The sequence below is a fragment of the Sphaerotilus microaerophilus genome (assembly GCF_023734135.1).
In the GTDB taxonomy this organism is placed as follows: domain Bacteria; phylum Pseudomonadota; class Gammaproteobacteria; order Burkholderiales; family Burkholderiaceae_C; genus Sphaerotilus; species Sphaerotilus microaerophilus.
In genome coordinates this window covers 3,280,924-3,294,532 of the sequence record NZ_AP025730.1, presented here as the reverse complement: position 1 = coordinate 3,294,532, position 13,609 = coordinate 3,280,924, and the positions used below count along the sequence as shown (strand labels likewise).

The following is a 13,609-nucleotide window of genomic DNA, read 5'->3' as shown; positions in this document are numbered from 1 at the left end:
AACGAGCTGGCTCTGCAGCTCATCAGGGCGGACCGACAGCGCAACATGTGCGACCCACTGCTCATCAAGGGCTGCCCGCAGGTCTGCAGACAGCCTTGTGCGTGCTGCAGGCCAGTACCGACACCCTGCAGGCAGCGTCCCGCAGCTCGGCAAAACCACCCTTTGAGGCCCGCAAGCGCAGCTTGCCCGGCGTCTGGCTCACGTTGCCGCCTCATCGACTGCGCCTGTCAGGGTGTGACGCGCCTCTGTCAGCTCGTCGGGCGCTGTCTGCAGGGTGTGACGAGCCGCCTGCAGCTCGTTTGCAGGACCTGTTCAGCACTCGGGTCGCACCCGCCTCGCGTCGGTCCGGCCTCGCGGTGCGCGCAAGCGCTGCCCGACCGCTGCACTTCAACGCTGGACTCACATGGCCGGCCGCCTATCGCTTCAGGACGGCTGCCGCCGCGGTGCCCTCCGCTCCGGGCAGAAGCCCTACCGGACGCAGGCCTGGGCCACCTCGGGCGCATAGCAGACCAGCTTGGGCAGGTAGGTGGCCCACTCCGCCGCGCTGAACGGCCGGTCGGCACGCTGGCACCGGGCCTGCACCAGCAGCCCACTGCGCGTGGCGCCCAACATGGCGCCGGTGGCCGCGCTGTCGGGTGACAGCAGCGCCGTCGCCGCGGGCGCGTCGAGCTGGCGCAGCGCAGGCCACAGGGCGTTTGGGGTCGCTCCAGATACACAGTAGTTTCCCCATCACCTCACTCAGGCGTTTGCCCAGCGCGTCAGCGAAGCAGGAGATCCAACCCTCGCTGCCAGCCGTCAGCGCCTGGTTGTCCAGGTGGGCGTAGCTGGTGAAAACGTCATCGCTGAATGCCATGGCACGGCGCGCTCCAAGGGAGCGGTGGGGACAAAATCACGCAACGCGCGCCTGGTGGCAGGGAGCAGGCGTGCAGTGATAGCTCCCGCCTCCAACGGGCAGCGGGTCGCGCTGAGCGCGAGCGCCTCCACGTTCAAAGTCAGCAACCAGGCCACCCTTTGGCAAAAGGTTGGCAAGGGGGAGTTGCCTCCGCCCAAAGCCGTCCACAGCCACCCCACAGCGCCGCAAGCGCACTCCACAGCGCGCCAATGGCCGGTCTGCAGAGCCGGCGCCTGGTAACCTGGTTCGTACTCGCCCACGAGTTTCCGCGCCCATGTCCAGCCCGCTTTCCTCGCTCCACCGCAGCGCCGTAATCCAGGCGCTCGACCTTTTCGCAGAGAGTGGCCGTCAGGCCTTTTTGGGCCAGCATGGCTTTGGGCCTGCCCGGGTCTACTTCGTGAGGCACCCGCGTACCGGCGAGCTCTGCGATTCCAACGCCATCGTCGGCGTCGCTTGCACGCTGCAATTCGGCAAGGCCCTGACGGCGGAAGAATTCCCAGGCGGCGATGCCACCGTTCGCAAAGTACTGGAGCGATTGGGCTTCGAGGTGGTCGTTCAGAACGAGGGCGCGGCGTTTGAGTTGGCTGAGCCGCGTGGTCGACGCGATTGGTCCGCCGACGAGGTCCGATTGCTGGTGGCCGACCACCTACAGATGCTGACCCAGTACCTGAATGGCCAGAGCTTCAACAAGTCGGCGCACCGCCGCGCCCTGCTGTCCAGGCTGGATGGCCGCTCAGAAGCCGCGATCGAGTTCAAGCACCGCAATGTCAGCGCCGTGTTGCAGCGATTGGGCTACCCGACGCTGGCGGGTTACGTCCCGGCCGAGAACGCCCAGACGCTGGTGCTCACCGAAGTCGTCCTGGACCAGATGGAACGTTTCGCCGACCTCGACCGCGCCGCCGAATCCTTCATCGACCGCCCAGCCATCGAGGTCACCAACCCGGACTTCATGCGCGTGCTGGCCGACGTTCCACCCCGTCAAGCCCGCATAGAGGAGCCTGCAGCACCCTACCGGGTGCGAACACCGATCAAGCGCAACTATGTCGAACGCGAGACCCACAATCGCCAGTTGGGTCTTGCAGGAGAGAAGTTCGTCGTGGCGTTCGAGCGCTGGCGACTGGCAGAACGCGATGGCCTCGGCCAACTCGCCGACCAAGTGCGCCATGTGGCGCTGGACGATGGCGACGGACTGGGCTATGACGTTCTCTCCTTCGAGCGCGACGGCAGTCCGCGCTACCTGGAAGTGAAGACCACCGCCCTGGGCGACACCACGCCCTTCTTCGTCACCGCCAACGAACTCGAATTCGCCCGCTCCGAGCCCGAGCGCTTCCGCCTCTGTCGCGTCTTCGACTTCCGCCATAGCCCTCGATTCTTCGAGCTGGTTGGACCGGTCGAGCAGCACGTGCATCTGGATCCGGCGACCTGGCGGGCCAGCTTGCAGTGAGATTCCGGAGGCAGCATCCGCGTGGGGCACTCGCCCAGCGGCGAGCTGCAGGGCCTGCAGCTCGTCACCAGTAGCGACGGGCCGGCCGACATCGGCCGCACCGGGCGAGGCAGGTGCCGCGGTGCCGAAAGAGGTGCCACCACCCGCCACAGGCCCCTTCCTGCAGCTCATCAGGCCGGCCCGACGCCGCATCAAGCCCGGTCCACAGCGCAACAAAGCCACTCCGCAAGCCAGCTGGCAGCACCCCGCCTGATTGCATGCCCGCGCCCACACCCTGCAGGCAGCGGCCTGCAGCACGGCATGACCCCTCCGCGGGCCGCACAAGCCCAGCCTGCACCGCAGCAGGCCACTGCCGCGCACCCGTCAGCCCGGTCCACCGACGCCGTGACGCCATCCGGCCAGGCCATCGGCCGGTGTCCGCTGCCCATTGGCTGTGGCTGTTTCGGCAACCAACAGTCCTGCGCAGGATAGTCAGCGGCCTGCACGCACGAGTGTGTACAGCTGGATAGCTTCGAGCAGACTGGGTCTGACCTGTCGGAGGAGCAGCGGCCACTGCGCATCCGCCATGGGGTCGGCAGCGCTGGGCTGTCTGTTGTTGAGGAGCGGGTTTCGACACACCTTCCCGGCTACGAACGGCTGCGCGTAGGTGCTGGGGAAGAGTCGCTCCAGACTGAACCCCGGCATTCACAGTAGACATGTTGACCGTCAGCTTTGATGAGCAGAGCGACCAACGCGGTAGTTGCTAGTCGGCACCTTCTGACGTCGGCGCGGGCGCGGCTAGTAAGATCCCGCGACCAGCGAGGAGCCGGCCGTTGTCTGTCTATCGCAGCCCGAAGAACTCGGCCCAATGACAAACGAATCCTTGACCCGCGGAAAGATCGACGCACTGCTCGCAGCACAGGGCTGAGACGTGCTCGCTGCGCTCCTCGCCGGGGTGTTTGGAGGTTGAATTGAACGAGCACTCGGAACGCCAGCTCATTGCCTACTTCGAGGCCATCGCTGGTTGGCGTGCCGCGTACACAGTGGCGCGGCTCCATGTCCTTGGCGTACGCAGCGGCGAGACCCTGGAACTAGTGTCTGGCCGGATCGTCCTCGACGTCGGTAGTGACACTGAAGTCAAGGCGCCTTTTCGGGCGGGCCGCGTTGAAGCCCACCAGGTTCTGCTGAACCAGGAAGAGACAGACGTACAAGGCGCAACGCGCGCGCTTGCATCGGCCGCTGGGTTTCACGTAGCCGGTCTCGGGTGCTTCATGCTGCCAAGCAACGAACAAGTCGGAATCTACGTCGCGCCACCGACACTGAATCGCCCCGGGTTTCGAGGAGGCTCCAACCTTTGAGAAGATGGAGCCATGAACAAGTCGAACAAGTTCTCACCTGAGGTCCGTGAGAGGGCCGTGCGGATGGTGCAGGAGCATCGCGGGGAGTACCCGTCGTTGTGGATGGCGGTGGAGTCGATTGCGCCGAAGATCGGCTGCGTGCCGCAGACGTTGCTGACCTGGGTCAAGCGTCAGGAGATCGATGCGGGTGTGCGTGAAGGCGTCACGACATCGGAGGCCCAGCGCGTCAAGGAGTTGGAGCGCGAGGTCAAGGAACTGCGCCGGGCAAACGAGATCCTGAAGGTAGCGAGCGCTTTTTTCGCCCAGGCGGAGCTCGACCGCCGATTCAAGTTCTGAGGGAGCTCATCGACGAGCACCGGGATACGTTTGGGGTCGAGCCGATCTGCAAGGTTCTGCAGATTTCCCCATCTGGGTATCGACGGTACGCGGCGCTTCAACGCGAGCCGCACAGACGCTGCACACGAGCCCAACGCGATGACGTTCTGGCGCCCCAGATCGAACGCGTATGGCAGACCAACATGCAGGTCTACGGCGCCGACAAAGTCTGGCGTCAACTGGCCCGCGAAGGAACGGCGGCAGCGCGGTGCACGGTCGAACGCCTGATGCGTCGCCTCGGCCTGCGCGGCGTGATGCGCGGCAAGGTCGTGCGCACGACGATCAGTGACAAGAAAGCGCAGTGCCCGCTGGACAAGGTCAACCGGCAGTTCAAGGCCGATCGACCGAACCAGCTCTGGGTCTCGGACTTCACCTACGTCTCGACCTGGCAGGGGTGGCTGTACGTGGCCTTCGTCATCGACGTATTTGCCAGACGCATCGTGGGCTGGCGCGTCAGCAGCTCGATGCGCACGGACTTCGTCCTCGACGCCCTGGAGCAGGCGCTCTATGCAAGGCAGCCCGAGCGAGACAGCAGCCTGATCCACCACTCGGATCGCGGCTCGCAATACGTGTCCATCCGGTACTCAGAGCGGCTTGCAGAAGCAGGCATTGAGCCCTCTGTGGGCAGCAAAGGAGACAGTTATGACAACGCCCTGGCCGAGACCATCAACGGCCTCTACAAAGCCGAGCTGATCCATCGTCGAGCCCCCTGGAAGACCAAGGAAGCGGTAGAACTTGCCACGCTCGAATGGGTGGCTTGGTTCAACAACCATCGTTTGCTCGAACCCATCGGCTACATCCCGCCGGCAGAGGCTGAGGCAAACTACTACCGGCAGCGCGCCAGTCAGACCACCACGGTGGCGGCCTGACTTAAACCAAACAGCCTCCACGGAAACCGGGGCGATTCACACTGCTCCACCCCGAAGGTCTCAGTGCGGGCAATCGGCTGGCCGTGTTGTCCATCGGTGGTGGGCACGTTACCGATCTGCTGTCGCAACCGGAGTCGGATTGGCTTCTGAAGGCTGCAGACTTCCCATACGACACTGTGCAAGAGTTGGCCATCGACTACGGTCTCGGCACTTTGCGCGGCGATCGCGCATTGCTCGAAGTGGTCGCGCGAACTGCGATCGAAGTGCTTGCCGAGTCTTCGGTCACCGGAACACGGGCAAACGTCGGCGTTTGGATGGCGAGTTCACTGGACCGCGCGCAGGCGAAGCTCGGCTTTCGTATCGTCCATCAAGGTCGAGTAGTTCACCGCGGCGCCATTCGAGGCACGGACTTGACTTGGAGTGAACGCGACCTTGCCGTCGTCGGCGTTGGCAGTATCGAGGTTCCAGCCGGCTCCGTCGTTCAGTGCATCGCATCATACGCTGGCGAGGCTCACCACGTTCAGTGGCGCGCTGATCCCACATCCTTCCTGAACCCCCGGGGCGCCATCCTCTCGCTGGTCGATCCCTCGGGCTCGCTGACACAGACCTACCTGCACCCCGAGATGCCGCCAAGAGGCAAGGCAGCCGACGACTTTGAGGCAGCGATTGCCTGGCTGCTTTGGGCACTGGGTTTCTCCGTCGCATCTTTCGGGACGCACGCCAAGACGCGCGACACCTTTGATGTCATTGCGACGACGTCGCACGGGGATTTCTTGGTGGTGGAGTGCACACTGGGTCTGCTGCGCGCGGAAGGAAAACTATCGAGGCTGGCGGCTCGAACAGTCAATGTGCGAGATTCGCTGGCCGCATCCAACATGAAGCATCTGCGGGTGCTGCCGGTCATCGTCACCGCCATGACGGGCGAACAGGTTGCTGCGGATGCCGGGCCAGCGGCTGATCTGGGTGTATTGGTCATCACGCGCGAGGATCTCGACGAAGTGCAGAACGAGCTCGTACGGTTCCCCGACGCAGACTCGTTATTTGAACGAGGTCTTCGCGCCGTGCAGGACCGCCAGTCTGCGCGCAAGGCGCAAGACGGCACGGACCGATAGAGTGATACACAGGGAGCTGCCGATGCGACTTGATCCAAGAACACTGGATCGACTGATTCACGCCGCCCGCCGGTTTGAGAGGATCGAGCAGCGATTCGTGGAGTTCAGCGATGCACGCGACTGGTTCAAGTGCCCGCAGTGTCTGTTGGGTCCAGTGACGGTGGAGCAAGGCGAAGACTTGCGCTGCGTGATCGCGTCGTTCGGCACAACCACCGTGGCGAGGTGGTCCATCGAGGGTTCGATCCACACCGGCACCCGTTCCCCACCCGCACAGGTCTTCAGCTTCGACCTGCAGGACCAGGGTTTCCGCGAAGCGCGGCCAGATTGGCATGGACAGCGCGCGGCCGCTAGAGTCACGCGCATGTGCACCCGCTACATCACCCCCGAGCAGGCGGCCATCGAGCGCTTCTGGCACATCGGCGCGCGCAACCAGCCGCGATGGTGGGCGCATGACATGTTCCCGGCCTACGCCGGCCCATTTCTCCGCGCTGCCCGTGACACCGTTGCGCCCGGGCGCGAGCTGGTGGTCGGCCAGTGGGCCCTGATCCCTTGGTTCGCCAAGGAGCGCAAGCTCAAGTACCCCACCTGCAACGCCCGGTCGGAAGAGCTGGCCCAGAAGGCCAGCTACAAGCACCCCTGGGCGCGTGGACAGCGCTGCGTCATCCCGGCGGCCGCCTTCTTCGAGCCCTGCTGGGAGACGGGCAGGCACGTGCCATGGCGCTTCACTCGCGCAGATGGCGAGCCCTGGAGCCTGGCCGGGCTGTGGAGCACCTGGACCGATCCGGCCACGGGCGAGCTGGTCGAGTCCTACACCATGCTCACCCTGAACGCCGATGCCCACCCGCTGATGGCGCGGATGCACAAGCCCGACCCCAAGCGGCCGGCCCACCTGCAGGACAAGCGGTCGGTGGTGCCGATCGAGCCTGAGGACGTGGACACCTGGCTGCACGCGCCCCTGGAACAGGCGGCCCAGCTGGTGCGGCTGGCATCGGCCGAGCTGTTCGTGGCCGAGCCTGCGCCGACCTGAATGGCACCGGTGGCCGCGTCTGGGAACAGCGGCTGCAGGTTCCTGGTGCCCCCAACCCAAAAGGGGGTCCGGCGCTGCGGAACATTCACGCCCGCTTCCCCCTTTCGAGTGACCCCCCGCGCCGCCAGGGCTCAGCAAGATGGCTGGGCATCACGGTGATGCGACTTGATTCGATGGGGGAATTCATCATGCTTCAGCCGAAGTTGATTCTTGGCCTGGAACGGCGCAGCGACCCGGATTTGCTCGCCTACGGCGGCGCAGCGGTGACTGCGATGAAGGAGAACCCGGTGTTTCCTCAGCCCTGGGGCGACGCCACACCCAGCTGGGATCAGCTGGATTTGGCCTACCAGGGGTACCGGGACGCCTACTACGCAGCGTTGACGCACGACTCGCAGAAGATCGCGGTGCGCAAGGAAACGCGGCGCAGCTTCGTCGAGCTGCTGAAGCGCCTGGCCGCTTACGTGGAGTTCACGGCCAACGGCGATGTGGCCAAACTGGGCAGCACCGGCTTCGAGCTCAGGCAGGAGCAGGCGCGCGCCTCGAATGGCAATGGTGCGCTGCCGGGGCCGATGGCTGGCCTGCGCGGTGCACCGACCGAACACACCGGGCGGATCGAGCTGCATGCCAACCGCGCCGAGGGTGCGCTGGGCTACGAGGTGCAGACCGCGTCCACCGACCCGAGCAGCGTGAGTACTGAAGCCTCGGTCTGGTCGCACGTGCAGACGGTGTTTTCGGTACAGCGCTTCACTGTCGATGACTTGAGGCCCGGCTTCGTCTGGGTGCGCATGCGCGGGGTCAACAACCGGGGTTCCGGACCCTGGACGAGCCCGCTGCGGGTGCTGGTGACCTGAGAGGCTGAGCGGGGGCGAGGGCGGGAGGAGGGCAGGGGGGCAGGGTCACTGGCCAGCGCTGCCTTGCCGGCGGAGTCGCCGGTGTGGCTCATGTGTCCGAAGTTGCCGACATGGGTGAAATCGAACGGCAGGGCCGACGCGGCGACTGCCAGGCCAGCCATCAGCGGAAAGTGACGGCACAGTCAGCGTGAGTGACCCAGGCAACGGCTTGAATCCCAGGTCACGGCGCCCTGCGGGTCAGGAAACATCTGCTGCATCAAGAAGCCCATGACAGCGGCCATGTCCTGCTTCACGTCCTTGTCCAGGATATGGACCACATGCAGGCCCAGCCCCGCCAGAAAGGCGTCGCGTTGTGCGTCATAGTCCGCCTTGTCGTCGTGACTGCTGCCATCCACCTCGACGACGGTGTTCTTCTCGGCGCAGAAGAAGTCCACGATGTAGTTGCCAATGATCTTCTGCCGGTCGAAATCCAGCCCCTTGAACTGCCCCTTCCTGAGCTGATTCCAGAGCAGCACTTCGGACAGATTGCCCGCCTTGCGCAATGCCTTGGCCCGTTCCTTCAACCGAGGGTTGAACGGCAACGACCGATAGTTCCGGGTGAACCTGGAACCGTCCCCATTCCCCTCCTCCGGAGGGGTGCCCCGCAGGGGCGGGGTGGTTGCATTCAAGTCTCGTTGTGCCATCGTGAACCACCCCGTCAGGCTTCGCCTGCCACCCCTCCAACGGAGGGGAATCAATGCTGCGTTGCCTGCCCCTGGCGGCCGGCGTCTCCATTCCCCTCCTCCGGAGGGGTGCCCCGCAGGGGCGGGGTGGTTGCGTTCAAGTCTCGTTGTGCCATCGTGAACCACCCCGTCAGGCTTCGCCTGCCACCCCTCCAACGGAGGGGAATCAATGCTGCGTTGCCTGCCCCTGGCGGCCGGCGTCTCCATTCCCCTCCTCCGGAGGGGTGCCCCGCAGGGGCGGGGTGGTTGCATTCAAGTCTCGTTGTGACATCGTGAATCACCCCGTCAGGCTTCGCCTGCCACCCCTCCAACGGAGGGGAATCAATGCTGCGTTGCCTGCCCCTGGCGGCCGGCGTCTCCATTCCCCTCCTCCGGAGGGGTGCCCCGCAGGGGCGGGGTGGTTGCATTCAAGTCTCGTTGTGACATCGTGAATCACCCCGTCAGGCTTCGCCTGCCACCCCTCCAACGGAGGGGAATCAATGCTGCGTTGCCTGCCCCTGGCGGCCGGCGTCCCCATTCCCCTCCTCCGGAGGGGTGCCCCGCAGGGGCGGGGTGGTTGCATTCAAGTCTCGTTGTGCCATCGTGAACCACCCCGTCAGGCTTCGCCTGCCACCCCTCCAACGGAGGGGAATCAATGCTGCGTTGCCTGCCCCTGGCGGCCGGCGTCTCCATTCCCCTCCTCCGGAGGGGTGCCCCGCAGGGGCGGGGTGGTTGCATTCAAGTCTCGTTGTGCCATCGTGAACCACCCCGTCAGGCTTCGCCTGCCACCCCTTCAACGGAGGGGAATCAATGCTGCGTTGCCTGCCCCTGGCGGCCGGCGTCTCCATTCCCCTCCTCCGGAGGGGTGCCCCGCAGGGGCGGGGTGGTTGCATTCAAGTCTCGTTGTGCCATCGTGAACCACCCCGTCAGGCTTCGCCTGCCACCCCTCCAACGGAGGGGAATCAATGCTGCGTTGCCTGCCCCTGGCGGCCGGCGTCTCCATTCCCCTCCTCCGGAGGGGTGTCCCGCAGGGGCGGGGTGGTTGCTGAACCTCACCTGTCCGATCGTCCCGGTGGCTGACAGCCGCCCTCCAGCCACGCTGCGGCGCTGGCACGCGTCAGCTTGAAGCTGGGCGGCACGCGCACTTCGGCGATCGTGTCGCCCCAGGCGCCGCGTGCGCTGAGCAGCGCGTAGGGGTGCTCCTCGTCGGGCACGATGTCGATCATCACCACCACCGATCCATCCGTGCCGGTCAGCGTGAACTCCTTGTGCAGCTCGGCGTGCCGCTGCTGCTCGTGGCGGCGCAGCACCTCGCCCGCCGTCTTGACCAGGGTGTTGAAGGCGGCCTGATCGAGCGGCTTGGGGTTCTTCTTGTCGCGCCCCATGGTCCAGGGGCCGACCAGGGCCGGCTCGGCTTCGCCGGCCTTGTACATCGCGACGGCCCAGCCGTCGTCGTCGTTGTTCTTGATGACCTGGGCGGTCCAGCCGTTGTCACGCCAGCGGCGTGGCTCGTGGATGGCTTCGTTGTCGGGGCTTTCGGTGGGCATGGTCAGGCTCTATCCCTTCGCGCCAGGCTGCTTCAGCCAGGGCAGCAGCACCGGCCAGACGTTGGCGAGGATGCGCGGATGCGCCGCCTCGTTGGGGTGGATGCGGTCGGCCTGGAACCAGCGCATCGGGTCGGCATCGTCAGCCACGCCGGCCAGCAGGAAGGGCAGCAGGGCGGCTGACTCCTGTTTGGCGACCTGGGGGAACAGGGCCTGGAAGTCCCGCGTATAGCCCGGCCCGTAGTTGGGCGGCACCTGCATGCCGATGAGCATGACCTTGGCGCCGGCGGCCTTGGCCTGTTGGGCCATGGCGGCCAGGTTGGCGCGGGTCATCTCCAGGGGCAGGCCGCGCAGGGCGTCGTTGCCGCCGAGCTCGATCACCACGTGGGTGGGGCGATGCTGGGCGAGCAGGGCGGCCAGGCGCGAGCGCCCCCCGGAGGTGGTGTCGCCGCTGATGCTGGCGTTGACCACCTCGGTGCCGGGCAGTTCGGCCTTCAGGCGCTGGTCGGCCAGGGCCACCCAGCCGCTGCCGCGGCGCAGGCCGTATTCGGCCGAGAGGCTGTCGCCGACCACCAGCAGGCGTCGTTTCGGTGAGGGGGCCGCGGTCGTGGTCGGGGTCGAAGCGGCACAAGCCATGCCGGCGGCGCCGGCCAGCCCGAGCAGGATAAAGTGCCGCCGGTCGACACTGACACCAACACCTACGCAGCCGGCGCGCTGCCAGGGCTGCAAACGCATGGGCAAGAACATCATTGAAGTCAAGGGCGTGACCAAGCAGGTCCGCGATGCCACGGGGGTGCTGACGATTCTGCACGAGATCGAATTCAGCCTCGCCGAGCGCGAGTCGGTGGCGATCGTCGGCGCCTCGGGCTCCGGCAAGAGCACGCTGCTGTCCATCCTGGCGGGGCTGGACCTGCCGACCAGCGGCCAGGTCCGGCTGGCGGGGGTGGACCTGTTCACGCTGGACGAGGACGCCCGCGCTGCGGTGCGGGGCGAGCGCGTGGGCTTCGTGTTCCAGAGCTTCCAGCTGATGGGCCACCTGAGCGCACTGGAGAACGTGATGCTGCCGCTGGAGCTGCGCGGGGACCGCCAGGCCCGCCGCCTGGCCACCGAGATGCTGCAGCGCGTCGGCCTGGGCGAGCGCCTGGGGCATTACCCGCGCCTGCTGTCGGGCGGCGAACAGCAGCGCGTGGCGCTGGCGCGCGCCTTCGTGCTGCGCCCGGCGGTGCTCTTTGCCGACGAGCCCACCGGCAGCCTCGACCATGCCACCGGCGAGGCGGTGATGCAGCTGATGTTCGACCTCAACCGCGAGGTGGGCACCACGCTGGTGCTGGTGACCCACGACCCGGCAATCGCCTCCCGTTGCGACCGCCAGATCCGCATCGAGGCGGGGCGGATCACCGCCGACGTGGCCGTCCGCGCCCCTGGCGGCGATGCCGCTGCGGCCCTGGCCGGCGGTGCCGCCACTGATGCCGCTGCTGATGCCTCCGCCGTTGCCGCCACCGCGGCAGCCGCTTGAATTCCTGATCGGACCCCTGATGCCTGCCAACCTGCTGTTCGGCTTCCATGCCCTGACCGTGCGCCTGAAGATCGCGCCGCAAACCGTGCGCGAGCTGTACTTCGACCCGTCGCGGCGTGACGCCCGCATGCGCCACTTCGTCGAGCGCGCCCGCGCCGCCGGCGCCACGCTGGTGGAGAGCGACGACGCCCGCCTGTGCAAGCTGGCCCACTCGCCGCGCCACCAGGGCGTGGCCGCGCGGGTGGACCCGCTGCCGCAGCGCCACTCGATCGACGAGCTGCTGGAGGAGCTGGAGGCCGTGGGCGGCGTGCCGCTGCTGCTGCTGCTCGACGGCGTGACCGACCCGCACAACCTCGGCGCCTGCCTGCGCGTGGCCGATGGCGCGGGCGTGCAGGCGGTGATCGCGCCGCAGAAGAACGCCGCGGGCATCAACGCCACCGTCGCCAAGGTGGCCAGCGGCGCGGCCGAGACGGTGCCCTATTTCATGGTGCCGAACCTGGCGCGCACGATGGGCGAACTCAAGGAGCGCGACCTGCGCCTGATCGGCGCCAGCGACGACGCCGAGGCGTCGATCTACGACGTGGACCTCACCGGCCCTGTGGCCCTGGTGCTGGGCGCCGAGGGCGACGGCATGCGCCAGCTCACCCGCCAGACCTGCGACCAGCTGGTGCACATCCCGATGAGCGGCGCGGTGGAGAGCCTGAACGTCTCGGTGGCCACCGCGGTGTGCCTGTACGAGGCGCTGCGCCAGCGCCGGGCGGCGGCGCAGGAAGCAGAGGATGCGCAGGAGCAGGAGCCTGTGGAGCCCGAGGAGGCTGACGCAGATCGTGAAAACGACACACCCGGCTGAGTACACTGCGGGCGTTGCCACGCACCGCCGTCACGCCCGATGCCCGTCCTCGCCGTTCCTCACCCCCTGATTCGCCACAAGGTCGGCCTCCTGCGCGAGGAAGGCTCGACCAAGAAGTTCCGCGAGCTGACCGGCGAGATCGCCCGGCTGCTGGTCTACGAGGCCACGGCCGACTTCCCGCTGGAGCCGGCCACGGTCACCGGCTGGTGCGGCGAAATTCCGGTGGAGCGCATCGCCGGTCGCAAGGTCACGCTGGTGCCGATCCTGCGGGCCGGCCTGGGCATGCTCGATGGCGCGCTGGACATGATCCCGAACGCGAAGGTCAGCGTGGTGGGCGTGGCGCGCAACCACGAGACGCTGCAGCCCGAGCCCTATGTGGACCGCTTCGTCGGCCACCTGGACGAGCGCACCGCGCTGATCCTGGACCCGATGCTGGCCACCGGGGGTTCGATGATCGCCACCGTCGACATGCTCAAGGCGCGGGGCTGCCGCGACATCCGCGCGCTGGTGCTGGTGGCAGCGCCCGAAGGCATTGCCGCGCTGGAGAAGGCCCACCCCGACGTGCGCTGCTGGACGGCCGCCATCGACAGCCACCTCAATGCCGACGGCTACATCCTGCCCGGCCTGGGGGACGCGGGCGACCGCATCTTCGGCACCCGCTGAGCCGCGCCGCCGACTGACAAGGATCCACTTGATGAAGACCTCCCTGAGCCCACGTCGCCTTGGCGCCACCTGCACGCTACTGGCCGGCGCCGCCTTGCTGGCCTTGGCCGGCTGCACCCAGGAAACCCAGAACGAGATCCGCCGCGGCATCCAGAACTGGACCGGCACCAACGGCGTGCTGGAGATCTACGCGGGGGACAAGGTGGTCAAGCGCTTCGTCAAGATCGACAAGATCAGCACCGCCTACGGCACCGACGACACCAATCCGCGCCCGTATCGCTACGGCTACGGCATCCTGGACGAGAACCTCAACGGCACGGCCGACGACGGTGAGAAGCGGGTCTACTTTGAGATCAGCGACTACTCGACGCCCTACGTCTTCCACGAAAGCCCGCGCTGAGCCCCAGGCCGGCGCGACATCGATCTCG

14 protein-coding genes and 1 other annotated feature are annotated in these 13,609 nt (G+C 66.8%); of the genes, 10 read left to right on the top strand and 4 right to left on the bottom strand.

The annotated features are described in order from the left end of the window. Positions 1–468: 468 nt before the first annotated feature. A complete protein-coding gene (locus NGK70_RS14230) occupies positions 469–612 on the bottom strand; it encodes a hypothetical protein (RefSeq protein WP_251969187.1) in 144 nt (47 codons plus the stop codon). 554 nt (positions 613–1,166) lie between these two features. Here NGK70_RS14230 and NGK70_RS14225 point away from each other — a divergent pair. The 6 genes from NGK70_RS14225 (at position 1,167) to NGK70_RS14200 (ending at position 7,907) form a co-directional block, all read left to right on the top strand. After that, positions 1,167–2,336: a protein NO VEIN domain-containing protein gene (locus tag NGK70_RS14225; protein WP_251969186.1), complete on the top strand. Its 1,170-nt coding sequence runs from the start codon at positions 1,167–1,169 to the stop codon at positions 2,334–2,336. 950 nt (positions 2,337–3,286) lie between these two features. Then, positions 3,287–3,673, top strand: coding sequence for a hypothetical protein (locus tag NGK70_RS14220; protein WP_251969185.1), 387 nt, complete (start codon positions 3,287–3,289; stop codon positions 3,671–3,673). A 12-nt stretch (positions 3,674–3,685) separates the two neighbouring features. Next, a protein-coding gene (locus NGK70_RS14215; protein ID WP_428985519.1) for an IS3 family transposase occupies positions 3,686–4,917 on the top strand; the annotation gives its coding sequence in 2 pieces (ribosomal slippage) (positions 3,686–3,977 and positions 3,977–4,917; 1,233 coding nt in all). Then, positions 3,964–4,080: a sequence feature (AL1L pseudoknot), on the top strand. (Overlaps the previous gene by 117 nt.) 83 nt (positions 4,918–5,000) lie before the next feature. After that, the gene (locus NGK70_RS14210) at positions 5,001–6,029 is read left to right on the top strand and encodes a hypothetical protein (protein WP_251969183.1); all 1,029 of its coding nucleotides are present in this window, start codon (positions 5,001–5,003) and stop codon (positions 6,027–6,029) included. Positions 6,030–6,126: 97 nt separating this feature from the next. Beyond that, entirely contained in the window at positions 6,127–7,056 is a 930-nt protein-coding gene (locus tag NGK70_RS14205) for an SOS response-associated peptidase (protein ID WP_310742530.1), read from the top strand. A 188-nt stretch (positions 7,057–7,244) separates the two neighbouring features. After that, entirely contained in the window at positions 7,245–7,907 is a 663-nt protein-coding gene (locus tag NGK70_RS14200) for a hypothetical protein (protein ID WP_251969182.1), read from the top strand. A gap of 182 nt (positions 7,908–8,089) precedes the next feature. Here the strand turns inward: NGK70_RS14200 and NGK70_RS14195 are convergent, their stop codons facing one another. From NGK70_RS14195 to NGK70_RS14185, 3 genes are all read right to left on the bottom strand, one after another. Further along, positions 8,090–8,488, bottom strand: a complete 399-nt coding sequence (locus tag NGK70_RS14195; RefSeq protein ID WP_251969181.1) for an endonuclease domain-containing protein — start codon at positions 8,486–8,488, stop codon at positions 8,090–8,092. A gap of 1,172 nt (positions 8,489–9,660) precedes the next feature. Then, positions 9,661–10,155, bottom strand: coding sequence for a hypothetical protein (locus tag NGK70_RS14190; protein ID WP_251969180.1), 495 nt, complete (start codon positions 10,153–10,155; stop codon positions 9,661–9,663). Between the two features lie 9 nt (positions 10,156–10,164). Beyond that, the gene (locus NGK70_RS14185; RefSeq protein WP_428985518.1) at positions 10,165–10,887 is read right to left on the bottom strand and encodes an arylesterase; all 723 of its coding nucleotides are present in this window, start codon (positions 10,885–10,887) and stop codon (positions 10,165–10,167) included. On the opposite strand from NGK70_RS14185, the gene NGK70_RS14180 reads away from it, so the two are divergent. Genes NGK70_RS14180 through NGK70_RS14165 form a run of 4 tightly spaced genes read left to right on the top strand, consistent with a single transcriptional unit; the run spans position 10,886 to position 13,581 of the window. Next, a complete protein-coding gene (locus NGK70_RS14180; RefSeq protein ID WP_251969179.1) occupies positions 10,886–11,668 on the top strand; it encodes an ABC transporter ATP-binding protein in 783 nt (260 codons plus the stop codon). The genes NGK70_RS14185 and NGK70_RS14180 overlap by 2 nt on opposite strands. A gap of 19 nt (positions 11,669–11,687) precedes the next feature. After that, entirely contained in the window at positions 11,688–12,518 is an 831-nt protein-coding gene (gene rlmB / locus NGK70_RS14175; protein ID WP_251969178.1) for a 23S rRNA (guanosine(2251)-2'-O)-methyltransferase RlmB, read from the top strand. A gap of 39 nt (positions 12,519–12,557) precedes the next feature. Then, positions 12,558–13,181 carry a uracil phosphoribosyltransferase gene (gene upp, locus NGK70_RS14170; RefSeq protein ID WP_251969177.1) on the top strand — a complete coding sequence of 208 codons (624 nt, stop codon included), beginning with the start codon at positions 12,558–12,560 and terminating at the stop codon, positions 13,179–13,181. Between the two features lie 31 nt (positions 13,182–13,212). Continuing rightward, on the top strand, positions 13,213–13,581 hold the full coding sequence (locus NGK70_RS14165) for a hypothetical protein (RefSeq protein WP_251969176.1): 369 nt from the start codon (positions 13,213–13,215) through the stop codon (positions 13,579–13,581). The last annotated feature ends 28 nt before the right edge of the window (positions 13,582–13,609 follow it).